This is a genomic window from Streptomyces sp. NPDC088732, assembly GCF_044751205.1.
Classification (GTDB): domain Bacteria; phylum Actinomycetota; class Actinomycetes; order Streptomycetales; family Streptomycetaceae; genus Actinacidiphila.
In genome coordinates, this window is record NZ_JBIVLI010000002.1 from 285423 (window position 1) to 312092 (window position 26670).

The 26670-nt window shown below is 72.2% G+C and carries 25 protein-coding genes; 16 read left to right on the forward strand and 9 right to left on the reverse strand.

What is annotated here, in order from left to right; translation table 11 throughout:
* Nucleotides 1-76 precede the first annotated feature (76 nt).
* The 13 genes from ACIP9H_RS04140 (at nt 77) to ACIP9H_RS04200 (ending at nt 16278) form a co-directional block, all read left to right on the forward strand.
* Nucleotides 77-1414: an ABC transporter substrate-binding protein gene (locus ACIP9H_RS04140; RefSeq protein WP_401582866.1), complete on the forward strand. Its 1338-nt coding sequence runs from the start codon at nt 77-79 to the stop codon at nt 1412-1414.
* A complete protein-coding gene (locus ACIP9H_RS04145) occupies nt 1414-2364 on the forward strand; it encodes a carbohydrate ABC transporter permease (RefSeq protein ID WP_401582867.1) in 951 nt (316 codons plus the stop codon). The genes ACIP9H_RS04140 and ACIP9H_RS04145 overlap by 1 nt, the downstream gene beginning before the upstream one ends.
* A gap of 5 nt (nt 2365-2369) precedes the next feature.
* Entirely contained in the window at nt 2370-3272 is a 903-nt protein-coding gene (locus ACIP9H_RS04150) for a carbohydrate ABC transporter permease (RefSeq protein ID WP_401582869.1), read from the forward strand.
* Nucleotides 3269-4531: a 6-phospho-beta-glucosidase gene (locus ACIP9H_RS04155; RefSeq protein WP_401582871.1), complete on the forward strand. Its 1263-nt coding sequence runs from the start codon at nt 3269-3271 to the stop codon at nt 4529-4531. The genes ACIP9H_RS04150 and ACIP9H_RS04155 overlap by 4 nt, the downstream gene beginning before the upstream one ends.
* Nucleotides 4522-5538: an N-acetylglucosamine kinase gene (locus ACIP9H_RS04160; RefSeq protein WP_401582873.1), complete on the forward strand. Its 1017-nt coding sequence runs from the start codon at nt 4522-4524 to the stop codon at nt 5536-5538. The genes ACIP9H_RS04155 and ACIP9H_RS04160 overlap by 10 nt, the downstream gene beginning before the upstream one ends.
* Nucleotides 5539-5758: 220 nt before the next feature.
* Nucleotides 5759-7180, forward strand: coding sequence for a hypothetical protein (locus ACIP9H_RS04165; RefSeq protein ID WP_401957371.1), 1422 nt, complete (start codon nt 5759-5761; stop codon nt 7178-7180).
* Between the two features lie 20 nt (nt 7181-7200).
* Entirely contained in the window at nt 7201-8223 is a 1023-nt protein-coding gene (locus ACIP9H_RS04170) for a glutamate ABC transporter substrate-binding protein (RefSeq protein WP_401957374.1), read from the forward strand.
* 126 nt (nt 8224-8349) lie between these two features.
* A complete protein-coding gene (locus ACIP9H_RS04175) occupies nt 8350-9606 on the forward strand; it encodes a hypothetical protein (RefSeq protein ID WP_401957377.1) in 1257 nt (418 codons plus the stop codon).
* Nucleotides 9603-12251, forward strand: a complete 2649-nt coding sequence (locus tag ACIP9H_RS04180) for a tetratricopeptide repeat protein (protein WP_401582880.1) — start codon at nt 9603-9605, stop codon at nt 12249-12251. The genes ACIP9H_RS04175 and ACIP9H_RS04180 overlap by 4 nt, the downstream gene beginning before the upstream one ends.
* Nucleotides 12252-12255: 4 nt before the next feature.
* Nucleotides 12256-13407 (forward strand): PP2C family serine/threonine-protein phosphatase, encoded by a 1152-nt coding sequence (locus ACIP9H_RS04185; RefSeq protein WP_401582882.1) that lies wholly within the window; start codon nt 12256-12258, stop codon nt 13405-13407.
* Nucleotides 13408-13475: 68 nt separating this feature from the next.
* The gene (locus ACIP9H_RS04190) at nt 13476-14825 is read left to right on the forward strand and encodes a VWA domain-containing protein (protein ID WP_401582884.1); all 1350 of its coding nucleotides are present in this window, start codon (nt 13476-13478) and stop codon (nt 14823-14825) included.
* Nucleotides 14826-14866: 41 nt separating this feature from the next.
* A complete protein-coding gene (locus ACIP9H_RS04195; RefSeq protein ID WP_401582886.1) occupies nt 14867-15835 on the forward strand; it encodes an FHA domain-containing protein in 969 nt (322 codons plus the stop codon).
* A gap of 29 nt (nt 15836-15864) precedes the next feature.
* Nucleotides 15865-16278: a globin gene (locus ACIP9H_RS04200; protein ID WP_401582888.1), complete on the forward strand. Its 414-nt coding sequence runs from the start codon at nt 15865-15867 to the stop codon at nt 16276-16278.
* Between the two features lie 16 nt (nt 16279-16294).
* Here the strand turns inward: ACIP9H_RS04200 and ACIP9H_RS04205 are convergent, their stop codons facing one another.
* Genes ACIP9H_RS04205 through ettA form a run of 3 tightly spaced genes read right to left on the reverse strand, consistent with a single transcriptional unit; the run spans nt 16295 to nt 19123 of the window.
* Nucleotides 16295-16996 (reverse strand): hypothetical protein, encoded by a 702-nt coding sequence (locus ACIP9H_RS04205; protein ID WP_401582889.1) that lies wholly within the window; start codon nt 16994-16996, stop codon nt 16295-16297.
* Nucleotides 16993-17451, reverse strand: coding sequence for an acyl-CoA thioesterase (locus ACIP9H_RS04210; RefSeq protein ID WP_401582891.1), 459 nt, complete (start codon nt 17449-17451; stop codon nt 16993-16995). The genes ACIP9H_RS04205 and ACIP9H_RS04210 overlap by 4 nt, the downstream gene beginning before the upstream one ends.
* 7 nt (nt 17452-17458) lie before the next feature.
* Complete coding sequence (gene ettA, locus ACIP9H_RS04215; protein ID WP_360905888.1) at nt 17459-19123, reverse strand: energy-dependent translational throttle protein EttA; 1665 nt, start codon at nt 19121-19123, stop codon at nt 17459-17461.
* Nucleotides 19124-19638: 515 nt separating this feature from the next.
* Here ettA and ACIP9H_RS04220 point away from each other — a divergent pair.
* Nucleotides 19639-19992, forward strand: coding sequence for a hypothetical protein (locus tag ACIP9H_RS04220; protein WP_401582893.1), 354 nt, complete (start codon nt 19639-19641; stop codon nt 19990-19992).
* Nucleotides 19993-20044: 52 nt separating this feature from the next.
* Here the strand turns inward: ACIP9H_RS04220 and ACIP9H_RS04225 are convergent, their stop codons facing one another.
* Nucleotides 20045-20227, reverse strand: coding sequence for a hypothetical protein (locus ACIP9H_RS04225; protein ID WP_401582894.1), 183 nt, complete (start codon nt 20225-20227; stop codon nt 20045-20047).
* A gap of 19 nt (nt 20228-20246) precedes the next feature.
* Entirely contained in the window at nt 20247-20417 is a 171-nt protein-coding gene (locus ACIP9H_RS04230) for a hypothetical protein (RefSeq protein ID WP_401582896.1), read from the reverse strand.
* Nucleotides 20418-20675: 258 nt separating this feature from the next.
* Between ACIP9H_RS04230 and ACIP9H_RS04235 the strand changes: the two genes are divergently transcribed.
* On the forward strand, nt 20676-21509 hold the full coding sequence (locus ACIP9H_RS04235) for an alpha/beta fold hydrolase (protein WP_401582898.1): 834 nt from the start codon (nt 20676-20678) through the stop codon (nt 21507-21509).
* Between the two features lie 22 nt (nt 21510-21531).
* Complete coding sequence (locus ACIP9H_RS04240) at nt 21532-22068, forward strand: TetR/AcrR family transcriptional regulator (RefSeq protein WP_401583208.1); 537 nt, start codon at nt 21532-21534, stop codon at nt 22066-22068.
* 20 nt (nt 22069-22088) lie between these two features.
* Here ACIP9H_RS04240 and ACIP9H_RS04245 read toward each other — a convergent pair whose 3' ends face one another.
* The 4 genes from ACIP9H_RS04245 to ACIP9H_RS04260 all read right to left on the reverse strand — a co-directional run bounded on the left by ACIP9H_RS04245 (nt 22089) and on the right by ACIP9H_RS04260 (nt 26670).
* The gene (locus ACIP9H_RS04245; RefSeq protein ID WP_401582900.1) at nt 22089-22658 is read right to left on the reverse strand and encodes a hypothetical protein; all 570 of its coding nucleotides are present in this window, start codon (nt 22656-22658) and stop codon (nt 22089-22091) included.
* A 156-nt stretch (nt 22659-22814) separates the two neighbouring features.
* Nucleotides 22815-24227 (reverse strand): LAETG motif-containing sortase-dependent surface protein, encoded by a 1413-nt coding sequence (locus ACIP9H_RS04250; RefSeq protein WP_401582901.1) that lies wholly within the window; start codon nt 24225-24227, stop codon nt 22815-22817.
* Nucleotides 24228-24462: 235 nt separating this feature from the next.
* On the reverse strand, nt 24463-24909 hold the full coding sequence (locus tag ACIP9H_RS04255) for a single-stranded DNA-binding protein (RefSeq protein WP_401582903.1): 447 nt from the start codon (nt 24907-24909) through the stop codon (nt 24463-24465).
* Nucleotides 24910-25026: 117 nt separating this feature from the next.
* Nucleotides 25027-26670: a GTPase gene (locus tag ACIP9H_RS04260; RefSeq protein WP_401582904.1), complete on the reverse strand. Its 1644-nt coding sequence runs from the start codon at nt 26668-26670 to the stop codon at nt 25027-25029.

Below are 26670 nucleotides of genomic sequence, written 5' to 3' on the forward strand. Positions count from 1 at the left end.
CCGGCCCCACCGGACGGGCTCCTCCGCAGGCATCGCACACCCTCGAACCGCCCCCGAAGTCCCCGGAGGAAGCGAAGTGTCCGGTTCCACCAAGACGGCCGCCGCCGCCATCGCCGCCGCCGCCGCGATATCCCTGCTGACGAGCGCATGTACGGGCTCCAGCAACAACACGGCGAGCGACGACCCCAACAAGGACGTCACCATCACCTTCTGGCACGGCTGGTCCGCGCCGAGCGAGGTGGAGGCGATCAGCGCCAACGTCGCGGCCTTCGAGAAGGCGCACCCCAACATCCACGTCAAGGTGCAGGGCAACATCACCGACGACAAGATCAACCAGGCGCTGCGGGCCGGCGGCCCCAACGCCCCCGACGTCGTCTCGTCCTTCACCACCGACAACGTCGGCAAGTTCTGCTCGTCCAACGCCTTCGCCGACCTGGACCCCTTCCTGAAGAAGTCCGGCATCGACACGGCGGCGACCTTCCCCAAGCCGATGCTGGAGTACACCCAGTTCGACGGGAAGCGCTGCACGCTGCCGCTGCTCGGCGACGCCTACGGCCTCTACTACAACAAGGACGCCTTCAAGGCCGCCGGGATCTCCGCCCCGCCCAAGACGCTGTCGGAGTTCAAGGCCGACGCGGTCAAGCTCACCAAGGCCAAGGGCGACTCCTACTCCCAGCTCGGCTTCATGCCCAACTTCCACGGCTACGAGTCGACCACCACGCACCTGGCCGCGCAGTGGGGCGCGAAGTACTTCGACGCCGACGGCAAGTCCACCGTCGCCAAGGACCCCGGCTTCGCCGCCATGTTCACCTGGCAGCAGGACATGGTGAAGGCGCTCGGCGGCTTCAAGAAGCTGGAGAAGTACCGGTCGACCTTCGGTGACGAGTGGGGCGCCAAGAACCCCTTCCACACCGGCCAGGTGGCCATGGCCATCGACGGCGAGTGGCGGGCCGGCATGGCCAAGGAGGCCGGTGCCAAGTTCGACATCGGCGTCGCCCCCTTCCCCGTGCCGGACGACCAGGCCAACACCTACGGCAAGGGCTACCTCTCGGGCACGATCATCGGCGTCGCCAACACCAGCGCCAAGAAGAACGCCGCCTGGGAACTGGTGAAGTTCATGGCCACCGACACCGACGCGGTCGTCAATTTCTCCAACGCCATCCACAACGTGCCCTCCACGCTCGCCGCGCTGAAGTCCCCGAAGCTGGACGCCGATCCCCTCTTCCGCACCTTCGTGGACATCGCGCAGAACCCCAACAGCACCACCACCCCCGCCAGCGTCAACGGCGGCACCTACCAGCTGACGCTGCAGGACTTCGGCTACGCCTACGAGTCCGGCAAGCAGTCCGACCTGACCGCCGGCCTCAAGGCCGTCGACACGCAGGTCGACAAGGACATCGCGCAGGCCCAGTGATGAGTGCGAGCGTCCACCCCCTGCTGAGGGCAAAGCGCCGCCGCGAGGCGCTTCGCAACCTCGCCTTCCTCTCCCCGTGGCTGATCGGCTTCAGCGTCTTCTTCGCTTACCCGCTGATCTCGACCGTCTACTTCTCCTTCATGAAGTACGACGGCTTCGCCCCGCCGACCTGGAACGGCGTCAAGAACTGGTCGTACGTCTTCAACGACTACCCCTTCTTCTGGCCCGCGCTGCGCAACACCCTGTGGCTGGTCGTGGTCATGGTCAGCCTGCGGGTCGTCTTCGGCCTGGGCATCGGCCTGCTGATCACCAAGATCAAGACGGGTGCCGGGCTCTTCCGCACCGCCTTCTACCTGCCCTACCTCGCCCCGCCGGTCGCCGCGACGATGGCCTTCGCCTTCCTCCTCAACCCCGGCACCGGTCCGGTGAACCACCTGCTGGGCAGCATCGGCCTGCCGCAGCCCGGCTGGTTCAACGACCCGACCTGGTCCAAGCCCGCCCTGACGCTGCTGGCGCTGTGGGGCATCGGCGACCTCATGGTGATCTTCATGGCCGCGCTGCTCGACGTCCCCAAGGAGCAGTACGAGGCCGCCGAGCTCGACGGCGCCGGAGCCTGGACCCGGTTCCGCTACGTCACCCTGCCGAACATCTCGCCCATCGTGATGTTCGCCGTGGTGACCGGGGTCATCCAGACCATGCAGTACTACACACAGCCCCTGGTCGCCGGAAAGGTCGCCAGCGGCATCATCGGCGGCTCCGGCCAGCAGTTCGAGCCGGGCTACCCGGAGAAGTCCACGCTGACGCTGCCGCAGCTGGTCTACAACCTCGGCTTCCAGCGCTTCGACACCGGCGCGGCCTGCGTGATCGCCCTGGTGCTGTTCGCCCTCGCCATGGTCTTCACCGCACTCCTGATGCGCCGCCGCAGCGGCTTCCTGTCGGCGGAGGACTGATACCGATGACCCACGCGACACTCGCCCCGCCCGCCGCCGGCCCGGTGACCGGCGCGTCCGCCTCGTCCCGGCGGGCCGCGACCCGCCGGGCGGCACTGCACTGGATCGCCGTCCACGCCCTCGGCATCGCGGCCGCCCTCTTCTTCGTCCTCCCGTTCGTCTTCGTCTTCCTCACCGCGGTGATGAGCGACAACCAGGCCCTCACCCGGGACCTGTGGCCCAGGACCTGGGAATGGGGCAACTTCGGCACCGTCTGGGACACCCCCGGCTTCCTCACCTGGTGGCGCAACACCCTGCTGTACGCGGGCCTCGGCACCGTGCTGACGGTCGTCTCCAGCACGCCGGTCGCCTACGCGCTGGCCAAGTTCCGCTTCCGCGGGCGGAATCTGTCGATGATGCTCGTGATCTCCACGATGATGCTGCCCCCGCAGGTCGTCATCGTCCCCATGTATCTGTTCTGGGCCAAGCAGCTGCACCTGTCGGGCACCCTGTGGCCGCTGATCATCCCGATGGCCTTCGGCGACGCGTTCACCATCTTCCTGCTGCGGCAGTTCCTGCTCACCATCCCCAAGGAGTACACGGACGCGGCGAGGGTCGACGGCTGCGGCGAGCTGCGCACGATGCTGCGCGTCGTCCTGCCCATGGCGAAGCCCGCCATCGCCGCCGTGGCGCTGTTCCAGTTCTTCTACTGCTGGAACGACTACTTCGGACCGCAGATCTACGCGAGCGAGAACCCGGCGGCCTGGACGCTGAGTTACGGCCTGGAATCCTTCAAGGGCGCCCATCACACCAACTGGAACCTGACGATGGCCGCCACGGTGCTGGTCATGGCACCGGTGATCGTTGTCTTCTTCTTCGCTCAAAAGGCCTTCATCGAGGGCGTGACATTGACGGGAGTCAAGGGATGAAACTGGCTGTCGTGGGCGGCGGGTCCACGTACACCCCCGAACTCATCGACGGGTTCGCGCGGTTGCGCGAGACCCTGCCGATCGAGGAGCTGGTCCTCGTCGACCCGGCCGAGGACCGGCTGCGGCTGGTCGGCGGCCTCGCCCGGCGGATCTTCGCCAAGCAGGGCCACTCCGGCACCGTCACCACCACCTCCGATCTGGACGCCGGCGTGGCGGGCGCCGACGCCGTGCTGCTGCAACTGCGGGTGGGCGGGCAGGCCGCCCGCGCGCAGGACGAGACCTGGCCGCTGGAGTGCGGCTGCGTCGGCCAGGAGACCACCGGCGCCGGCGGGCTGGCCAAGGCGCTGCGCACCGTCCCGGTGGTGCTGGACATCGCCGAGCGGGTCCGCAGGGCCGCGCCCGATGCCTGGATCATCGACTTCACCAACCCCGTCGGCATCGTCACCCGGGCCCTGCTGCAGGCCGGGCACAAGGCCGTCGGCCTGTGCAACGTGGCGATCGGCTTCCAGCGGAAGTTCGCCTCCTTCCTGGGGGTGTCCCCCGACCAGGTCCACCTGGACCACGTGGGCCTGAACCACCTCACCTGGGAGCGGGGGGTGCGGATCGGCGGCCCCGCCGGCGAGGACGTACTGCCCAAGCTGCTTGCCGCGCACGGCGACTCCATCGCCGACGACCTGCACCTGCCCAGGACCCTGCTGGACCGGCTCGGCGTCGTACCCTCCTACTACCTGCGCTACTTCTACGCGCACGACGAGGTCGTGCGGGAACTGCGGTCGAAGCCGTCCCGGGCCGCCGAGGTGGCCGCGATCGAGGCCGAACTGCTGGAGATGTACGGGGACGAGAGCCTCGACGAGAAGCCGGAGCTGCTGTCCCGCCGCGGCGGTGCCTTCTACTCCGAGGCGGCCGTGGCCCTGGCCTCCTCGCTGCTGCGGGACACCGGTGACGTCCAGGTCGTGAACACCCTCAACAACGGCACGCTGCCCTTCCTCCCCGACGACGCCGTCATCGAGGTGCCCGCCACCGTCGACGCACGCGGGACGCACCCGCTGCCCGTCGAGCCGCTGGACCCGCTCTACAGCGGCCTGATCGCGAACGTCACCGCCTACGAGGACCTGGCGCTGAAGGCCGCCGTGCACGGCGGCCGGGACCGCGTCTTCACGGCGCTGCTCTCGCATCCCCTGATCGGCCAGCACGAGTACGCCGACGCCCTGACCGACCGTCTGATCGCGCACAACCGGGAGCACCTGGCGTGGATCTGAACCATCCCCTCGACGGGGGGGTCCTCGCGATCGACGCGGGCAACAGCAAGACCGATGTCGCCCTCGTCGCCGCCGACGGGTCGGTGCTCGGCACCGCCCGCGGCGGCGGCTTCCAGCCGCAGATCGTCGGTGTGGAGCCGGCGGTCGAGGTGGTGGCCCGTATCGTCGAGCGGGCGGCCGAGGCGGCCGGTGCCGCCCTGCGCCCGGGCGAGGCGCTGGTGGGGCATGTCTCGGCCTGCCTGGCCAACGCCGATCTCCCCGTGGAGGAGCAGCAGCTCGAACTCGCCGTGCACGCACGGGGGTGGGGTGTCACCACCCGGGTCGCCAACGACACCTTCGCGCTGCTGCGGGCCGGTGTGGAGGAACCGCGCGGCGTCGCCGTCGTCTGCGGTGCCGGCATCAACTGCGCGGGCATGCTGCCCGACGGCCGTACGGCACGCTTTCCCGCCATCGGCCACCTCTCCGGTGACTGGGGCGGCGGATCGGGCCTCGCCGACGAGGCCTTGTGGTGGGCGGCGCGCGCCGAGGACGGGCGCGGCGGCCCCACCGCGCTGGCGGCCGCGCTGCCGGCGCACTTCGGGCTGACGTCGATGTACGCGCTGATCGAAGCACTGCACTTGGGACACATTGATTTCTCCCGGAAGCACGAATTGACCCCTGTACTCTTCAAAACCGCAGAATCGGGCGATTCGGTTGCACGGAACATCGTGGAACGTCAGGCGGAGGAGATCGTGGTCATGGCCGCGGTCGCGCTGGACCGGCTCGGCCTGCTGGACGAGGAGGTCGACGTCGTGCTCGGCGGCGGTGTGCTGGCCGCCCGTCACCCGCTGCTGATGGACTCCGTGGTCGCGCTGCTGGCGGCCCGCGCCCCGCGGGCCGTTCCGCGGGTCGTCACGGCTCCGCCCGTGCTCGGCGCGGCCCTGCTCGGGCTGGACCGCTCGGGGGCCGGGCCCGAGGCCCGGGCCCGGGTCCGGGCGCACTACGAGCCGGTGGCGCCGGTGCCGTAGGCCGCGCGCGGCAGGGAACCGAACACGCACCCGCGTGCGTGGTGAGCTGCGAGAGGGTACGCGCGAACGGGCCGGACGGGGGGCGTCGACCGGGGCGGGGCGGGCGGAACCGGCGGCAAGATCCACCCAATTCGGGGGTGGATGTCGGCGCCGGCGGCCATACTGCTGGTCATGGGCTCGGCGCGCGTGCGCGGGGATCGAGTCGGGGGGAGGCTGGCGGATGCGGACGCCGACGAACACGGAGCCGCCGACCGTGCGGGGGCCCGGCGACGCGGCGGGGGGCGGCTCCGGCGTGCCCGGGGACGCCCGGTCGTGGGCCTGGGTGGACCAGTTGCGCGTGTGGCGCAGGGCCGCGACCACCGAGCCGGGACGGCTGCGGGTGATCGGTGCCCTGCTCGTGGTGCTGGTCGTGGCGTTCGGCGCGGTGACGGCCTGGCAGATCTCCGAGCGGGCGACCGCGGCCGACGACGTGATCCACCACAGCGAGCCGCTGAGTGCGCGCGCGGCGGACATCTACCGGTCGCTCGCGGATGCCGGTGCCACCGCCTCCGGCGGCTTCCTCGCCGGCGGCGTGGAGCCCGCGGCCGTCAGCGACCGCTACGACAAGGACATCGACGTCGCCTCGCGGAGCATCACGCAGGCGGCGGCGAGTTCGGAGGGCTCGCCCGGTTCGCGCGACCGGCTGGAGCGGCTGAACCAGCGGCTCTCCGAGTACACGGGCCTGATCGAGCGGGCCCGGTCCAACAACCGGCAGGGCTTCCCGGTCGGCGGGGCGTACCTGCGGCGCGCCAACGACCTGATGAACGAGCAGATCCTGCCCGACGCCAAGGATCTGTGGACGATCGAGACGGCCCGGCTCGGCCGGGACTACGACGACGCCCAGGCACTGCCGTGGGGCGCCTGGGCGCTCGGTGGCGTCGCGCTGGTGGCCCTGGTGTGGGCGCAGCGGCGCTCTTTCAAGCGCACCCACCGGGTGTTCAACATCGGCCTGCTGGCGGGGACCGCCGCCACCGTCGCCGTGCTGCTGTGGCTGGTCGCCGGGCACGGCGTGGCGCGCGCCCGGCTGGACGACTCGTACGCGCACGGGGCCCGGTCGCTGCAGGTCCTCAACGAGGCGCGCATCGAGTCCCTGCAGGCCCGCAGCAACGAGAACCTGACGCTGGTGGCCCGGGGCAGCGGTGACGCGTACAACACCGCGTACCTGCGGCAGATCCAGGACATGGCCGGCACCAAGGCGGACGGGAAGTCCGGTCTGCTCGCCCGGGCGCTGCGGCTGGCGGACGACGCGGAGAGCCGCGAGAGCATCACCGTCGCGATGAAGGACGCCAAGGCCTGGTGGAGCCTGAACCTCCAGGCCCGTGCGAAGGACGACGCGGGCAGTTACCTGGACGCGGTGGCCCAGACGATCGGCGGGAGTTACGAGAACGGCGAGCGGGCCGAGGAGTACACGGGCGTCTGTTTCGACGGGGTCGACAGCAGCCTGGCCAAGGCCGTCGCGCATGAGCAGCAGGAGTTCGAGCAGGCCGCCGCGGACGGCCGCGGCGCGCTGAACGGACTGGGTGTCGGCGCCGCGCTCCTGGCGGTGCTCGGCGCGGCGGGTGCGGTGCTCGGCATCGGGCGCCGGTTGTCGGAGTACCGATGAGCGGCGGAGGGAGGCCGCGGATGACACGCGGGCGGCAAGGCATGCGGGGCTGGGGAGGCGTGACCGCGATGGCCGGGCTGTGCGTGCTGGCGGTCGCCGGCACGGCGCTGCCGCTGCACTTGAGGGCGGCCGATCGGGCGGAGGCGGAGCGCGCGGCGGCCGTCACCCACTCGGCGGAGCCGGCCGACGCGGAGCGGTCCGCGCGGCAGGCCGCGGACGACGACTGCGGCGGCCACCCGGAGGCGAGTCTGCGGCCGTCCGGGGAGAGCGGCCCCGCCGTCGAACGGATCAAGGAGCGCGGCAAGCTCGTCGTCGGCGTCGACCAGAACGGCTACCGCTGGAGTTACCGCGACCCGGTCAGCCGCAAGATCATCGGTTTTGACATCGACCTGGCCAAGGCGATCGCCGCCGACATCCTCGGCGACGAGGACGCGATCGTGTACAAGACGGTGCCGACCGCCAAGCGCTTCGAGGCCGTCAACCACGGTGACGTCGACGTGCTGGTGCGCACGGTGAGCATCACCTGCGAGCGGATCAAGGAGAAGCACATCGCCTTCTCCACGGCCTACTTCGCGGCTGGGCAGCAACTGCTCGCCCCCCGGCAGGGTTCCACCGTCAAGGGCTTCGACGACTCCATCACCGGCAAGCGGATCTGCACCGCGCAGGGCACCACCGGCGAGGCGAAGCTGGAGGAGGAGAAGGACCGGCTGCGGCCGCGGATCGTTCTCGTCCCCAACCAGCTGGACTGCCTGGTGAAGCTGCAACTGGGCGAGGTGGACGCCGTGTTCACCGACAACGCGCTCGCCGCGGGGCAGGCCGCTCAGGATCCGGCGGTGCGCCTGGTGGGGAAGCCCGTCACGACGGAGTACTACGGCGTGGCCATGAACGAGAACGACACCGACCTGGTGCGGCGCGTCAACAAGGTGCTGGCGGACTACCGCAGCGGGGGTCCGGACAGCCGGTGGATGCAGGCGTACCGTACCTGGCTGGAGGCGGATCTCCCCGGCATCGAGGGGCCGCCGGAACCGCTGTACCGGGACTGAGGCAGACCGGCGCCCGCCAGGACGCCGCAAGACCGACGGGGAACTGGCCGACATCTGAAGCAGACACGGGGACCGGCGGAGAAGGAAGTAGGTGCGATGGCGCTCGCGGGACCATCCGGACCGGCGATGAGTCGCGAGGACGTCGACCGTGCCCTGGCGCGGCTCGGTGACGAGCGGGAGGCGATCGAGGCGTCCCTGCTGGCGCTCCAGGACCACTCCGGCCGCAGGCTGCTGGAGGGGGCGGCGCTCACCGGCGCCACCAAGGAGCGCTGGGCCGCGGCCGACCAGGCCGTCTCGTTGCTGTGGGCGCACTTCGACGCGTACACCGACGCGCTCACCAGCGCCCGGGCGCTGCGTTCGCGCCGCCGCTGGCCCACCCAGAGCGAGCTGCGGGAGCTGACGGAGCTGCTGCGCGGCTCCGGTGTCACGGTCTCGGGCGGTACGGTCCCGGAGGCAGCCCGCGGGCTGACGGGCCCTGCCCGGCTGAGCGAACAGCTCAGCCTGGAACAGCTGCTGGCGCGGATGAACGACTGGTACGCGCAGGTGCTGGACGTGGTCTCGGCGGCCGACGCGGTGTGGTCGGCGCTGCCGGCGCGCATCGACCTGCTCACCGTGGAGGCCCAGCGGGTGCGTTCGCTCGCCGAGTCGGTCGGGGTGCGCCCCGGCACCCACCCCTCCGGTGACGATCTGGAGGAACTGCTCGCCTCGCTCGCCGCGTTGCGCGCGCAGGTCGTCTCCGACCCGCTGCTGTTCTGGACCGCGGGACGGCCCGACACCGGGCGCTACGACCGGGCGGGCCGCGCGCTGGAGGACATACGCCGCGAGGTCGAGGCCGTCCTGCACGTGCGGGACGACGCCGACCACCGGATGATGCGGCTGCGGGACGTGCTCTCGCGCGCCGACCGGACGCTCACCGAGGCGCGCAGCGCCCGCGTCGAGGTGCTCGCGAAGATCGCCGCGTCGGAGGTGCCGGCGGTGAGCGGTGCGCCGGTCGCGCTGCACGACCAGCTGACCGCCGCCGTGGAGTTCCGCAGGACCGGGCAGTGGCACCGGCTGTCCCCGCTGCTGGACGGCCTGGAGCAGCGCGCCGACGACGAGTTGCTGCGCGCCCGCGAGTCGCTGACCGCGGTCACCGCCCCGCTGGCGGTGCGCGCGGAGCTGCGCGGGCGGCTGGACGCCTACCGCGCGAAGGTGGCACGTCACGGTTTGGCGGAGGATCCGCTTCTGATGGAGCGGTACGACCACGCGCGGCGTCTTCTGTGGAGTGCGCCGTGCGATCTGCGCGCCGCGGAGGGCGCGGTGCTGCGCTATCAGCGCGCGGTGTCCGACATGCTGGTACCGGGGCAGGCGGGGCCTGCCGATCAGAGGGGGGATGGGCGATGAAGTGCCAGCGTCCGGGCTGCGACGGGACGATCGAGGACGTCGGCGGCGGTGTGCTGTTCTGCGACACCTGCGGCCTGGCGCCGGTGACGGCGGGGGGCGCCGCGGGCACCACGGGAACAGCCGCCGGATCAGGATCCGGGGCCGCCCCGGGAACGGGAACGGGAACGGGTGCGGGATCCGGGCCGGAGGGCTCGTCGGGGTCCGCCGCCTCATCCCGTTCGTCCCGTTCCTCCGGCACGTCGGGCACCTCGCGTTCCTCCCGGCGCTCGGTGTCCGGGCGGCTGTCCCGCTCCCTCAGCGGCAGCACGGTCGGCGGCACCCCGGTGTCGGTGCGCAGTTCGCGTTCCGGCTCCAGCGGCCCGACGCGCAGCAAGCTCGGCGCGGGACTGGTGGCCGTGCCGCCGATCCCGCGGCCCGACCCGGCCGCGTCGGTGCTGGAGGACCCGCAGGTCCCCGAGCGGAAGCGGTTCTGCAGCAAGGGCGAGTGCGGTGCGCCGGTCGGGCGCAGCCGCGGCGACCGCCCGGGGCGCACGGACGGTTTCTGCACCAAGTGCGGCCACCCGTACTCGTTCACGCCCAAGCTCCGGGCGGGCGACGTGGTGCACGGCCAGTACGAGGTGGTGGGCTGCCTCGCCCACGGCGGACTCGGCTGGATCTACCTGGCGGTGGACCGGGCGGTCAGCGACCGCTGGGTGGTGCTCAAGGGCTTGCTGGACACCGGCGACGAGGACGCGCTGGCGGCGGCGGTCTCCGAACGGCGCTTCCTGGCCGAGATCGAGCACCCCAACATCGTGCGGATCTACAACTTCGTCGAGCACCTCGACCCGCGCACCGGCAGCCTCGACGGCTACATCGTGATGGAGTACGTCGGCGGCAAGTCGCTCAAGGAGATCGCCAACGAGCGCCGCTCGGCGGACGGCAGGCGCGAGCCGCTCCCCGTCGACCAGGCGATCGCCTACGCCATCGAGGCGCTGGACGCGCTCGGCCACCTGCACAGCCGCAACCTGCTGTACTGCGACTTCAAGGTCGACAACGCGATCCAGACCGAGGACCGGCTGGAACTCATCGACATGGGCGCCGTCCGCCGCATGGACGACAGCGACAGCGCGATCTACGGCACCGTCGGCTACCAGGCCCCCGAGGTGCCGGAGGTCGGGCCCTCCGTCGCCTCCGACCTCTACACGGTCGCGCGCACCCTGGCGGTGCTCACCTTCGACTTCCAGGGCTACACGAACGTCTTCGTCGACAGCCTCCCCGACCCCGCCAACATCGAGGTCTTCTCGCGCTACGAGTCCTTCTACCGGCTGCTGGTACGGGCCACCGATCCCGACCCGGGGCGCCGCTTCGCCTCGGCGGAGGAGATGGCCGACCAGCTGCTGGGCGTGCTGCGCGAGGTCGTCGCCATGGGCACCGGCACGCCGCGTCCCGCACTGTCGACGCTGTTCGGGCCCGAGCTGCGCGTGGTCGACAGCGAGTTGCTGACGCCCGTCCACGGCGACGCGTCCTCGCTCGGCGGCGGCCGGACGAAGGGCAGGGCCGGTGCGATCGCCACCGGGGCCGCCCCCGCCGTCGCCGCGGCGCCCCCGATGCCCGCCCTGCCGCCGGCGAACGGCACCTACAGCCCGACGGTGGCGAGCGCCCCGTACACCGTCCCGGCGCAGCGGACCGGGTCGGCCCCGGCGGCGGGAACCGGCCTCGCGGGCCCTGCCGGTCCTGCGGTCACCCGGCTCGACGTACGGGCCGCCGCGCTGGCGCTGCCGGTGCCGCACGTGGACGCGGCCGATCCCAACGCCGGTTTCCTCGCGGGCATGGCGGCCGCCGCGCCCGCGGAACTGGTGGCGGCCCTCCAGGCGGCTCCCGCGGAGTCCACGGAGCTTCGGCTGCGCCTGGTGCGTGCCTGGCTCGACACGGCGGACGCGCGCTCCGCCACCGACGCGCTGGCCGCGCTCCAGGACGAACACGGCGACGACTGGCGGGTGGTGTGGCACCGCGGCCTGGCCGCGCTCGCCACCGGCGACCACGGGACCGCCGCCCTCGCCTTCGACGCGGTCTACGACGCCTTCCCCGGCGAGCCCGCGCCGAAGCTGGCGCTCGGCATCTGCGCCGAGGTGCTGGGGCAGCTGGACAACGCCGCCGAGTACTACCGCCTGGTGTGGACCACCGACCACAGCTACGTCAGCGCCGCCTTCGGCCTCGCCCGGGTCCAACTGGCGGCGGGCGACCGCGCGGGAGCCGTCGCGGCGCTGGAGTCGGTGCCCGAGGCGTCCATCCACTACACGGCGGCACGGGTCGCGGCGGTACGGGCGCGCCTGCGCGACCGGCCGCCGCACGAGGCGCTGCTCGGCGACCTGCGGGCCGCCGCGCAGCAGGTCGAGGACCTGCAGCGGCTGGGCCTGGACACCCGGCAGCGCGAGCAGCTGTCCACGGAGGTGCTGGGCACCGCCCTGGACTGGGTGCTCGCCGGACAGCAGGGCGACGCCGGGACCGGCTCACCGCCGCTGCTGGGCCGGGACCTCGACGAGCGCGGCCTGCGCTTCGGCCTGGAGCAGTCCTACCGGGTGCTGGCCCGCCTCGCCGACCAGGGCCGGACAAGGATCGAACTGGTGGAGCGGGCCAACCGCTTCCGCCCCCGGACGTGGGTGTAACGCCATGCCCCAGACGACCGTTTGCCCGGAGTGCGCCGAGCCTCTGGAGCCCGCCGACAAGTTCTGCGACGCCTGCGGCGCCGATCTGGCCGCCCCCCGGCGGCCGGACGGCTACCCGCTCGCGCCGCCCGCGGAGCCCGAGGCGTACGAACTCGCCCCGCCCGCGGGGGAGGCGGACACCCTCGCCTTCGGCCTCGGCACCTCGGGGCTCACCCAGGCCCGCATCGCGGACCCCCGGGTCGAGCAGCAGGGCGCCGCTCCGGCCCGGCCGCGCTGCGTGGCCTGCGAGGTCGGCGCCATCGACGCCGACGGCTACTGCGAGCACTGCGGCCACGCCCAGCCCCGCCCGCGCGACCACCAGGAGGTGGAGCTCGGCGGGGTGGCCGCGGTCACCGACCGGGGTCTGCGGCACCACCGCAACGAGGACGCCTTCGCGCTGTCCACGACCACGCTGCCGGACGGCACCGAGTCGGTCGTCGCCGTGGTGTGCGACGGCGTCTCGTCCGCGTACCGCCCCGACGACGCCTCGGAGACCGCGGCGGACGCGGCGGTGAAGGCGCTCGTGCCCTCGCTGTCGCGCGGCGTACGGCCCGAGGAGGCGATGCGCGAGGCCCTGCTGGTCGCCGCGCAGGCCGTCGCCGACCTGGCCGCCGAGACCCCCGAGGAGGAGAGCCGGCGGCACCAGAACGCGCCCGCCTGCACCTGCGTCAGCGCGGTCACCTCCGGCAAGACCTTCACCGTCGGCTGGATCGGCGACAGCCGCGCGTACTGGATCCCCGACGACCGCTCGGTCCCCGGCGCCCGGCTGACCGAGGACGACTCCTGGGCCGAGCGCATGGTCTCGCTCGGCCTGATGACCCAGGCCGAGGCGTACGCGGACGAACGGGCCCACGCCATCACCGGGTGGCTCGGCGCGGACGCGGTCGAACTGGACCCGCACACCGCTTCCTTCGAGCCGGACGGACCGGGTGTCGTGGTGGTGTGCACCGACGGACTCTGGAACTACGCGGAATCGGCCGCGGAACTCGCCTCGGTGATGCCCGGGGACGCCCGCGTCCGGCCGCTGCACTGCGCCCGCACTCTCGTCGGCGTCGCCATCGACGGCGGAGGACACGACAACATCACCGTGGCCGTGCTGCCCTTCCCGGTGGCCTGACCTCCCTCCCCCCACTCCTCAACTCGTTGATCCTTCTTCTTGGTTGACAAGCGCAAGGAGCGCACCCGATGGCCAACTTCTCCAAGTCGAACGTGCCGCAGTTCTCCGTCGACATCTACCAGAACGAGTTCCTGCCGGAGGGCGGCCGCGAGGTCAACGCGATCGTCACGGTGACCTCCACGGGCGGCGGCACCTCCGGCGGGCTGCCGCTGGCCGGCCTGGGCCCCGCCGACCTGCCCGGCAGCCGTCCCGGGGCGGCCGTGGTGATCATGGTGGACTGCTCGGGCTCCATGGACTACCCGCCCACCAAGATGCGCAGTGCCCGCGACGCGACGGCCGCGGCCGTCGACACCATCCGCGACGGGGTCGCCTTCGCGGTGGTGGCCGGCACCCACCAGGCCAAGGAGGTCTACCCGGCCGACGGGGGCCTGGCCGTCGCCGACCCGACCACCCGCCACCAGGCCAAGCAGGCGCTGCGCCGGCTCAGCGCCGGCGGCGGCACCGCGATCGGCACCTGGCTGCGGCTGGCCGACCGGCTGCTGTCCACCGCCGATGTGTCGATACGCCACGGCATCCTGCTGACCGACGGCCGCAACGAGCACGAGAAGCCGGAGGACCTGCGCGCCGCCCTCGACGCCTGCGCGGGCCGCTTCACCTGCGACGCGCGCGGCGTCGGCACCGACTGGGAGGTCAAGGAGCTGACCGGCATCGCCTCGGCACTGCTCGGCTCCGTCGACATCGTCGCCGATCCCTCCGGCCTGGAGGCGGACTTCCGGCAGATGATGGAGACCGCCATGGGCAAGGAGGTCGCGGACGTGGCCCTGCGCGTGTGGACCCCGCAGGGCGCGGAGATCCAGTACGTGAAGCAGGTGGCGCCCACCGTCGAGGACCTGACCGCCCGGCGCGCCGAGGCCGGTCCCCGGGCCGGCGACTACCCGACCGGTTCCTGGGGCGACGAGTCCCGCGACTACCACGTCAACGTGGTCGTGCCGACGGCCGGAGTGGGCCAGGAGATGCTGGCGGCCCGCATCTCGCTCGTCCAGCCGCAGCCCGACGGCACACCGCAGGTGCTCGGGCAGGGCCTGGTGCGGGCGGTGTGGACCGACGACATGGTCGCCTCCACGCGGATCAACCCGCAGGTCGCCCACTACACCGGCCAGGCGGAGCTGGCCCAGGTCATCCAGCAGGGTCTGGAGGCCCGCAAGCAGGGCGACTTCGACTCCGCGACCGCCAAGCTGGGCCGCGCGGTGCAGCTGGCCAGCGCCTCGGGCAACGAGGACACCGCGAAGCTGCTGGCCAAGGTGGTGGACGTGGTCGACGCGGCGACGGGTACTGTGCGGCTGAAGGCCAGGGTCGCGGACGCCGACGAGATGACCCTGGAGACACGTTCGACCAAGACTGTCCGTGTCAAGAAGTAACGTGGTGGGGTAAATCGGGGCGGAGGGGGAGAGAAAACGACATGTCGACTTGCCCGAACGGTCATGAGTCCGCGACGGACGACTGGTGCGAGGTGTGCGGGATGCGCATGGCCTCACCGGCGGCCTCCTCCGCCCCACCCGGCGCACCCGGCGCGCCGTCCCCCTATCCCCCGCCCCCACCGCCGTACTCGGGCGGTTACGACCCCGGCTACACCCCCGGCTCCGGCTACGGTGCGGGGAGCGGTTTCGGCGGCGGCCGGGCCTACGACCCGGACGCCACGGCGGCCGTCGAGCCCTGCCCGCACTGCGGAACGCCGCGCGAGGGCTACGCGCAGTTCTGCGAGGAGTGCCGCTACAACTTCGTCACGCACGCCGGCACGACCTTCGTCCCGCAGGCGCCGTCCGGCGGCACGGTGTCCCCGCCCTACCCGGCCGGCGGGCCCGGCATGCCGCCGTACCAGCGGTACGAGTCGTCCCTGACGCGCCCGTCGCAGGTGAACCGGCCCGCCGAGCCGCTGGAGCCGGAGTCGGTCACCGCCGGGTCCGGCGACTTCCTGCTCACCCCGCCCTCCGCGTACGAGCCCGAGGCCGCGCCCGCGGGCCCCGGCACCTGGACCGCCGTGATCGGCGCCGACCGGGAGTACTTCACGGCGATGATGGCCCGCAGCGGCCCCGAGGCCCAGGGCCTGTACTTCCCCTCCTACTCCCCCGAGCTGCGCCTGCCGCTCACCGGCCCGCAGATCACCATCGGCCGCCGCCGGCACAGCACCGGCGAGTCACCCGACATCGACCTCGCGCGGGCCCCGGAGGACCCGGGCGTCTCCCACAAGCACGCCGTGCTCGTGCGGCAGCCGGACGGCGGCTGGTCGGTGGTCGACCAGAACTCCACCAACGGCACCACGGTCAACAACGGCGAGGACTCCATCGCCCCCTTCGTGCCCGTCCCGCTGGCCGAAGGGGACCGTGTGCACGTGGGCGCGTGGACGACGATCCGGATCGTGCGCGACTGACTCCCGGCTCCGCCGGCCCGTCTGAGACCATGGGACACGTGAACGAGATTCCCCGGGGCACACTCGACCAGCAGTCGTTCTACGAGGCGGTGGGCGGCGAGCCGACCTTCCGGCGGCTCGTCCACCGCTTCTACGAGGGCGTCGCGCAGGACCCGGTCCTGCGGCCGATGTACCCCGAGGAGGACCTGGGCCCCGCCGAGGAGCGGATGACCCTCTTCCTCATGCAGTACTGGGGCGGCCCGCGCACGTACAGCGAGAACCGCGGCCACCCCCGGCTGCGGATGCGGCACGCGCCCTTCCGGGTCGACCAGGAGGCGCACGACGCCTGGCTGCGCGTGATGCGCGACGCGGTGGACGAGATCGGCCTGGAACCGGACCACGAGCGTCAGCTGTGGGACTACCTGGTCTACGCGGCCGCGTCGATGGTGAACACGCCCGGCTGACGGGACCGGAGCGCGGTCAGACGGGGCTGACCGACAGCCCCAGGCCGCTGCCGCGGCGCACCGCGACCGAGCCGTACGACGTGCGCAGCCGCAGCCACGCCCCCGCCGCCAGCAGGTCCATGGCCGGCTCCCCGCTCCCGCCCGCCGTACGCGGGGCCGGGACGGTGGCGCGTACCGGGCGCAGGAAGCCGAGGGCGTGGGCGGCGTGCACCGCCCGCAGCGGCAGGCCGGTCGCACCGAGCCGGCGGGACCAGATGTCGTCCGCCAGCGCGTCGAGCTCCGCGCGGGTGCGGTGCTCGGGCGCCAGCGCCTCGCTGCGGGTGCGGAACTCCGTCACCGCCGCGACGGCCACCGCCCGAACGTCGTCCGGCGAGGGCAGTCCCTCCAGCCGCCGCCAGCCACCGCGCGGCGGCAGCACCCCGGCCCAGGCCGGGCCGGTGACGGCGGCCGGGACGGCGAGCGTGCCCGCCTCCCCGTCGAGCCCGTCGAGCAACTGCCCGGCCGAGACGGTGGCGTCCGCCTCGTGCGCGCCGGCGAGCTCCGCCGTGCGCACGGCCACGACCCCGCCGCCGAAGGGCGGCTGGCCGAAGACCGCGAGCACCGAGCCGGACGCCTGCAACCGGACGACCGCGGCCTTGTCCCAGCGCAGCAGCCGGGCCAGGAAGACGGCGAAACCCTCCGCCTCCCTGGCCTCGGCGAGCCGCAGCGACGCCGTCATGCGGCCGCGGCCTCCTCCTTGCCGGCGCTCGCGCCGGCACTGGACGCGGCGTCGTCGAAGTACTCCTCCAGGAACGCGCGCTCCTCGGCGGTGATCCGCCGCGGCCGGCCCTCCTCGAGGTTGTACGGGACGACGATCGTGGAGGCCCGTACGTAGACGGTCTCCCCGTCCTTGATCTCGTACGCGACCGTCATCGAGGCCGCCCCCACCTTGGTCACCCAGGTCTCGACGGTCACCGGCTCGTGCCGGTGGACGAGCGGGCGCAGGTAGTCGATCTCGTGGCGGGCGATGACCGACCCGCCCGTGAACGACGCGCTGCCCTCCCCGGGCGCCAGCCGGAACATGAAGTCGACACGCGCCTCCTCCAAGTAGCGGAGGAAGACGACGTTGTTGACATGCCCGAAGGCGTCCATGTCCGACCAGCGCATCGGGCAGGGGTAGATGTGACGTGCCATCAGGCGATCAGCCCCGGGTGAGCTTCTTGTACGTGGCGCGGTGCGGACGGGCCGCGTCCGGGCCGAGCCGCTCGACCTTGTTCTTCTCGTAGGACTCGTAGTTGCCCTCGAACCAGAACCACTTGGACTCGCCCTCGTAGGCGAGGATGTGGGTGGCCACCCGGTCCAGGAACCAGCGGTCGTGGGAGACGACCACGGCGCAGCCGGGGAAGTCCAGCAGCGCGTTCTCCAGCGAGGACAGGGTCTCGACGTCGAGGTCGTTGGTCGGCTCGTCGAGGAGCAGCAGGTTGCCGCCCTGCTTGAGGGTGAGCGCCAGGTTGAGGCGGTTGCGCTCACCGCCGGAGAGCACGCCGGCGGGCTTCTGCTGGTCCGGGCCCTTGAAGCCGAAGGCGCTGACGTACGCGCGGGACGGCATCTCGACCTGGCCGACGTTGATGTAGTCCAGCTCGTCCGACACGACCGCCCAGAGGGTCTTCTTGGGGTCGATGTTGGCGCGGCTCTGGTCCACGTAGGAGATCTTGACCGTCTCGCCGACCTTGATCGAGCCGGAGTCCGGGTCCTCCAGGCCCTGGATCATCTTGAACAGCGTGGTCTTGCCGGCGCCGTTGGGGCCGATGACGCCGACGATGCCGTTGCGCGGCAGGGTGAAGGAGAGGTCGTCGATCAGGACCTTCTCGCCGAACGCCTTGGAGAGGTTGCTGACCTCGACCACGATGCTGCCCAGGCGCGGGCCCGGCGGGATCTGGATCTCCTCGAAGTCGAGCTTGCGCATCTTCTCGGCTTCGGCGGCCATCTCCTCGTAACGGGCGAGGCGCGCCTTGGACTTGGCCTGCCGGCCCTTGGCGTTGGAGCGGACCCACTCCAGCTCTTCCTTGAGCCGCTTGGCGCGCTTGGCGTCCTTCGCGCCCTCGACCTTGAGACGGGACTGCTTGGTCTCCAGGTACGTGGAGTAGTTGCCCTGGTAGGGGTAGGCGCGGCCGCGGTCGAGCTCGAGGATCCACTCGGCGACGTTGTCCAGGAAGTACCGGTCGTGGGTGATCGCCACGACGGTGCCCGCGTACTTGGCCAGGTGCTGCTCCAGCCACTGGACGGACTCGGCGTCCAGGTGGTTGGTGGGCTCGTCGAGCAGCAGCAGGTCGGGGGCCTCCAGCAGCAGCTTGCAGAGCGCGACGCGGCGCTTCTCACCACCGGAGAGGTTGGTCACCGCCCAGTCGCCGGGCGGGCAGCCGAGGGCGTCCATCGCCTGCTCCAGCTGGGCGTCCAGGTCCCAGGCGTTGGCGTGGTCCAGCTCCTCCTGCAGCTTGCCCATCTCGTCGAGCAGCGCGTCGGAGTAGTCGGTCGCCATCAGCTCGGCGATCTCGTTGAAGCGGTCCAGCTTGCCCTTGATCGGGCCCACGCCGTCCTGGACGTTCTCCAGCACGGTCTTGGACTCGTCCAGCGGCGGCTCCTGCAGCAGGATGCCGACGCTGTAGCCGGGCGAGAGGAACGCGTCACCGTTGGACGGCTGCTCCAGACCCGCCATGATCTTGAGCACCGTGGACTTACCGGCGCCGTTCGGCCCCACGACACCGATCTTCGCTCCGGGGAGGAAGCTCAAGGTGACGTCGTCGAGGATCACCTTGTCGCCGTGCGCCTTGCGCGTCTTGCGCATGGTGTAGATGAACTCAGCCAAGAGAAACCGTCCGGCAATCGATGTGTGGGCAGATACACCCCATCTTGCCGTACCGCCACCCCTCGGCGGAAACGAGTACTGCGCGGGCCTCGCGACCTGCGAACTCTCGGGGGGCACAGGCGGCCGCCCTGTCACTGTCGGTCGCCGGTGTTCGCCCTCGGGTCACCTTGCGCGGCCCAGCCGCGACGCATTTGGCTCCGTGGCGCACCCGGCGGAGTCACTCCAGCAGCAAGCGCGCCACCTGCAGGGGCGCTCGCTGCACAGCCACGCGAAGGTCCGGTCGCGCTCCAAGGCCGCGGCAGGCGATGGCTTCGTTCTCCCTGAGAGCACTGATCAGCGACGGCATACCGCGTACCTCGGCGGCATCGCCAACACGTGACCCAGGGCCCATCACCGCCATGCATCGGTGCGCCCAGGCACCGGACCAGCACGCAGGCTCTCCCGGCGCTGTCCCGCGCGGCTGGAGCCGGGAAACCCCGTCGCCACAGGTGCCGTCACCAGACACCATGGAGCCCGTGAAGGATCTGCCCCCCGGTCTGCCCCCCGCGGACTCACGCACGTGGCACAGCCGCCGATGGTGGGATCTGCTGGGGTATCTGCGTGTGCGCTCCTTGGCGAACCCGAACTGGTCACGGGACATGCCGCAGCTGATCGCGTGGTTGCGCCGTGAGCGCTCGACCGCTGTCCCCGCCGATCACGACCTCTACAACAGGGCGATCACCGCGGCTCAGGACTACGCGCGGACCCGTATCAGGCCCGAAGAGACTGAAGCCGCATGGGATCGAGTCCTCGAACCCATCGACGAGTTGCTGACGCGGCGGCAGGCAAGGCACATCGGCGCGGTCCGCACGTCGCGCAGATTCGGCTGAGTGCTTCCGGTAGTTCGGGGGCATCGTCCATCAAGAGCATCGGGGCCACGGGTCAGTCCAGCGGATCCGGCCACTCGCGGGCGGGCAGTACGTCGCGGAGCTTGGCCGTCCTGGTGCGTCCGAGAACCACTTCCGCCTCCAGGTTCGCCGGGGCGTTCCGGCGCAGGAACACCCGGCACCGGCCGCACAGTGGCAGGACGTGCAGGATCCCCTCGTCGTTGCGCCACACGGCCACGACCTCGACAATCCGGCACTCACGGCCGGTGACCACGGCTGCGCCGGCCGCGCGCTCCGCACAGAATCCGGTTCCCGGTCCGGTGTCGATGCACGCAGCCCACGTCGCCGGACAGTCGGTCACCCTCGCTGCGGGGATTGAGCATGGCCTGCGCGGTGGTGACCAGTTCATCGTTCGACACAGTGATCACGCGGTGGAAGGTACCCGCGTCGCCATCCCCGGGTCCTCGGGTTGTCGGCGCGAGGCGCCGCTCGGGTGGAGGCTGAAGGCGGCTCGCGCCTTGTCCTCGGGGTTCGCGGCAGTGTCGCTGACGAGGCGCTCGGCCTCGGTGGTGCCCCCGGGCGGCCCGGAAGGAAGAAGCCGCGAACCGTGCCCGGAGGTCCCCATTGACAGGGTTGGCTAATCGTATTAGCTTTCAGCTAACGCAATTAGCCATTCAGGAGAGGTCATGACCGAGTACCTGGCCGTCGACGGTGGGACGATCGCCTACGAGGTGGCGGGATCGGGCCCGCTGATCGTTCTGGCGCACGGCATGGGCGACAGCCGCGCCGCCTACCGGGACGTGATACCGCCGCTCGTGGCGGCCGGATACCGGGTCGCCGCGGTCGACCTGCGCGGCTGCGGCGAGTCCAGCGTGGACTGGCCGGCCTGGAGCCGCACCGCCATCGCCGGCGACCTGCTCGCCGTGATCCGGCACCTGGGCGGACCCGCCGTGCTCGTCGGCCACTCGATCTCCGGCGGGGCCGCCACCATCGCCGCGGCGCAGGAGCCCTCGCGCGTGACCGCTGTCGTCGAGTTGGCGCCGTTCACCCGCAAGCAGTCCGTCCGCCTCGGCGACCTGCGGGTGAAGCGCTTCCGGCAGGGCATGCTGCGCTTGATCGGCACCGGCCTGTTCGGCAGCGTGCCGCTGTGGCGGTCCTACCTCGACGTGGCCTACCCCGGCGTGAAGCCGGCCCACTGGGCCGAGCGGCTGGACCGCGTCGACTCGCTGCTGCGCGAGCCGGGCCGGATGAAGGCCCTGCAGGGCATGGGCCGCGGCACCCCGGCCGACGCCGGCGCGCAACTCGGCAACGTCCAGAGCCCGGTCCTGGTCGTCATGGGCTCGCTCGACCCCGACTGGGCCGACCCGGCCGCCGAGGGGGCGGCGATCGTCGACGCCCTGCCCTCCGGCCTCGGCCGGCTGGAGATGGTCGAGGGCGCGGGGCACTACCCCCACGACCAGTTCCCCGACCAGGTCGTCGCCCTCGTGCTCGCCTTCCTCGAGTCGGCCGCCCGTGCCTAGGGCCGGCCTGGACCAGGCGACCGTGGTCGCGGCGGGTGCCGTGCTCGCCGACGAGGTGGGCATCGCCAACCTGACGATGGGGCTGCTGGCCGAGCGGCTGGGCGTGCGCACCCCGTCCCTCTACAAGCACGTGGGCGGCCAGGAGGACCTCAACCGGCGGATCGCGGCACTGGCGTTGACCGAGGCCGCCGACGCTGTCGGCAGTGCCGTCCAGGGGTACGCGGGCCGTGACGCCCTCGCGGCGGCGGCGCGTTCCTTCCGCGCCTTCATCCTCCGGCATCCCGGCCGGTACGGCGCGACGATCGGCATGGAACCGTCCGGCCCCGACGATCCGCTGACCCCCGCGAGTCAGCGCCTGCTCAAACCGCTCCAAGCGGTTCTGCGCGGCTACGACGTGGAGGACGCGGACGTGGACCATGCCCTGCGCATGCTCCGCAGCCTCTTTCACGGCTTCGCGACGTTGCAGGCGGCCAACAGCTTCCAGTGGAGCACCGACATCGACGAGAGCTTCGAGTGGCTGATCACCTTCACCGACCGGGGCCTGCGCGCGATGGTGTAGGCCGACAAGAACCGGGGCAGCTAACGCCCCGGCAGGCCGAAGGCGGCGCGGGCCTTGGTCTCGGGGTCGGTCAGGTAGGCGGTGGAGTCGCCGAGGAGGCGTTCGGCCTCCGCGGCGCCTCCGGCGGAGAACTGCGCCGCCGCCCAGGAGGAGGAGTCCCCGTCGGGCTCCCACGAGACGTCGCTCACCCGGGCGGGCGCCGTGGCCGGGGACACCGTCAGCGCCCCCGCCACGATCCCCGCGTCGAACGTCCTCACACCCGCGCCGTGCCGCGAGAAGTGCCCGCACCAGGCGACCACCCCCACCCGCAGGCCGTCTCCCGCGGGACGGATCTCGATGATGTGCTCCGTGCAGAAGCCGCGCGGCGCGGGTCCGCTCTCGTCGGGGAAGTCGTCACCGCCGAGCGGTCCCCCCAGGGGTTCCGTGAGCAGGTAGCGGTCCACCGCCGGGAGCACCGCCCGTTCCAGCGCGGGGTCGACGCGCGGCGCTGCCGGTGTCGCCTCTTCCGCGTAGAGAAGCGTCCCGGCCACAGCCCCGACCGCGATGATCCCCAGCACGGCCCACGGCCGCCGTCTGTGTCCCTTGCCCATGGTGTGCGTCCCCTGCCCGTCGCGTCGTTGTGCCGAAGGCTACGGACGCCGCCCCCGAGGGGAAGGTTCCGGGGGCGCCGGGCAAAACCCAGGGGGCGGAGGTCGGTGACCTCCGCCCCCTGGGGGTGGGACTACGGCCGGAGCCGGTCAGTCAGTTCACTCGGCGGGAGCGGCCGGCTTCTTCTTCCGGAGGAAGAAGACCGCGGCGCCGCCGATGACGACCAGCGCGATCGCGATGCCCGCGATGATCGGGGTGGCGCTGCTGGAGCCGGTCTCGGCGAGGTCGCCGCCGGTGGTGGAGCCGGTGTCAGTGGTGCCCTCGCTGGAGCCGCCGACCGAGGCCGGGCTGGGCGAGGAGGACGGGGTGGTGGTGCCGCCGGTGCCGGCGGTGTCGCAGTCGAGGACGCCCTCGAAGGTCTTCTCGAAGCCGTTCGGGCCCGTGATGGTGATCTTGTAGGCCTGGTCCTCGTCCACCGGCACGGTCACGGTCTCGGACTTGCCGGCCTCGATCGTGTACTCCTTGCCGGACAGCGTGAAGGTGAACGGCTGGTCGCCCTCGTTGGTGGCGGTGACGTCGACGCCGTTCTTGTCGCAGTCGACCTCGGCGGAGACCGCCGGGATCGGGCCCTTGGCGGCCCAGGTGCCGGTCGCCGAGGCGGTGACGGTGCTGTCGCTGGAGCCCGCCAGGATCTGCACCTGCGTGGTGGTGTCGATGCCGGTGAAGGCACGGCCGACCGGGAGCTTGGTGTTGGCGGAGGCCGTCAGGGACGTGGTGCCGTCCGGGGTGCCGGCCGCGACGTCGAAGTACAGCGCGTCGCCGTCCTTGGCGGTGCTGACCTCCTTGCCGTCCTTGTCGGTGATCTTCACACCGGCGGGCGTGCTCGGCGCCGGGCTCACCGTGACGGTGGCGGCGTTGGTGTGCACGGTGATCGGACCGAGCAGGTCCCCGGCCTTGCCGGAGACGGCGGGCGGGTCGAGGGTCAGCGAGGCCGCCGGCTCGTCGAGGGTCTGCGCGTTCTTGCCCAAGTAGTCGGCCAGCTCCTCCGCGACGGGGTTCACCGCGTCGACGTCGGCGTTGTCCGAGAAGCGCCAGATGGCGACCTGGGTGCCGGCGGCGGCGAGCTGCGGCGTGAGGTCACCGCTGAGGCCGGCCGCGGACTTGAGCGCCGCCAGGTCGTTCACCTGCGGGTACGAGTGCTGCAGGATCCAGTTGATCTTGCCGGCGTTCGAGTTGTTGTGCAGGCTCGACTGGTCCCAGGAGACTTCCTTGTAACCGGCCTTGCCCTGGGTGGGGTTGTGGATGTCGATGCAGTACGTCTGGATCGTGCCGCCACCGTCGACGGTCATCTCGAAGAGGCCCGCGGAGACCTTCTCGTCCTTGCCGTGGTCGTGGATGACGGCCTTGTCGAAGGTCTTCAGATCGCCGAGCGTGGCCTTGGCGCCCGCGGTGGGGGTCGCGTCGTCCGCCGCAGCGGACCCGGCGCCGGCCATGGAACCGACCGCAATGAGGCCGGAGGCCACTATCGCGGCGGCAAGACGGGCAGTTCCCCGCCTCCGTACAGTGAACATGAATTTCCCCTCCGGGCGAGGCCGGTCGTGGGGCACGTGCCTCGCCAGCAGCTGTGGATCCCCCGTGGAACGCCGGGGTACCCGAAGAATCCTAGGAAGCACGCGTATCAAAGCCATCAGGATTCACTGCGGCCCGGGAATTCGAATCGCAATCGTTACCGGCGCGTACGTGTGAGCGCGAGATTGTCGATAAATACTCGCAAGTCGACAGGGGGCGAAATGCCCGCTGTCCGGTTTATCCGGACAGCGCCGCGGCCGGATCGGCCGGCACCGACCCCCCGTCCGTGACCACCGACTGCGGAACCGTCAATTCCGGCCGGGGCAGGGCCACACGGCGGAATGCCGACGTCCCCCGGGTCAGATCGTGGCCCGCGGCGACGGCATCGATGTCGGCCGAGATCCAGCGCTGCCCGTCGCGCTCTTCCTCACGCACCCTCAGCCGCCCCTGGACCATGAGCGGTTCGCCCACCCCCACCGAGGCCACGACGTGCTCACCGAGCGCCCGCCAGGCCCACACCGTGTAGAAACTCGTATGGCCGTCCGACCAGCCGCCGCGCTCGCGGTCCCAGCGGCGCGCCGTGGCGGCCAGCCGGAACCGGGCGACCGGCACACCGGTCGGCGTCTTCTTGAATTCCGGCCGGGTCGCGACATTTCCGACGACGGTGACCAGCGTCTCGCTCACAACCGATTCCCCCTTGATTCCGTGCCGCCGGCGGCGGCCCTTTCGCCGCCGCCCTCGCGACAAAGCCATCGTGCCCCGCCGGCGGCGATCGTGGAGAAACCGGATTCAACCTGTGGATTACTGGCGGGTTGTGGACAACTCCGTCACCCGGAAGTGGCGACCGGCCAGCACCCCGTACTGCTCGCGCACCTCCCGGTAGCGCAGCAGCTCCGCCGCGACCGGCTCCAGCACGCGGGCCCTGCCGCAGTCGGCCGCCGCGTCCGCCAGCCGGCGCTCCGCCGCCTGCCCGTGGCGCCGTGCCGGGCCGCGCGCCGCGAAACGGCCGGCCCGGGCCAGTGCGGGCCCGCCGCCCGCCCCGGCACCCAGCAGCACCAACGACAGCCACCACGGCGCACCCATGGCGCCCGCCGCCGCCGCGGCGCCGCACAAGGTGCCCGCCATCACCAGCAGCGCCAGCAGCCACTGCGCCGTACCGACCGCCGACCACCAGCCCGGCCGCCCCGGCTCCCCCGGCTCGACGCGCTCCGCCGCGGCGTCCAGAGCCTCGGGGAGCGCGTCGCCCCCGCGCCGGGCCGCCTCGCGCACCGCCTGCGCCCACGGGGCGGGCAATCCGACCGCAGCGTCGGCCGCCACCAGGCGCACGGCCTCCTCCACGACCGCCCGGGACGCGGCGAGCGCGGGCAGGCGCCCGTCCGCCGCCACCTCGTGCGGCCCCTCGCCGGCCGGGGACCGTACACCCCGCACCAGGCCCGAAAGCCGCCGCCACGGTGTCCCGCACGCCTCGTCGGCGGCCCGCAGCCACTCCCGTTCCGCCGTCCGCCCGGCCGCCGCGGCGCCGACCGCCTGCGCGAGCCGGATCGCGAAGTCCTCACGTGCCGCGTCCGTCAGACCCGTCGCGCCCTCGGCGACGTACAGCGGGCGCAGCCGTTCCGCGAGCCCGTCCACGTCCGCCGACAGGCGCCGACCCGCAGCGGCGCGCTCCGCCACGATCTGCCCGATCGCCGAGCGCAGTTCGGCCACGCCGTCCCCGCTCAGCGCGGAGGTGGCCAGCACCATGGCGCCGTCCTCGCCGTGCTCGCCGACCGCGAGCCCGTCCTCGTCCAGGAGGCGCCGCAGGTCGTCGAGGACGAGTTCCGCAGAGTCGCCCGGCAGCCGGTCGGTCTGGTTCAGGACGACGAGGGTGACGTCGGCGTGCCCGGCGAGCGGCCGCAGATAGCGTTCGTGCACGGACGCGTCCGCGTACTTCTCCGGGTCCAGCACCCACACGACGACGTCGACCAGGGTGAGCAGCCGGTCCACCTGGTCGCGATGGGTCAGCGCCGCCGAGTCGTGGTCGGGGAGGTCGAGGAGCACGAGCCCGCCGAGCCCAGCGGGCCCGTCGTGCTCCGTGCCCCCCTCCCCCACCGGGTCCTCGCCGTCGAGCACGCTGTGCCGGGCGTGCCGGTGCCGAGGGGGGATGCCCAGCCGGTCCAGCAGCCCCGCCGCGCCCTGCGGGTCCCAGGCGCAGGCCACCGGCTCGGAGGTGGTGGGCCGGCGCACACCCACCCGCGCGAGGTCCAGCCCGGTCAGCGCGTTGAACAGCGAGGACTTCCCGCTGCCCGTCGCTCCGGCGAGTGCCACCACGGTGTGGTCCGCCGACAGCCTGCGCCGGTCGCCGACCCGTTCCAGGAGTTCCCCGGCGCCGTCCAGCGCCTCGGGGCTCACGCGCGTGCGCGACAGCCCCAGCAGTTCCGACAGCGCGTCCACCCGCTCCGCGAGCAC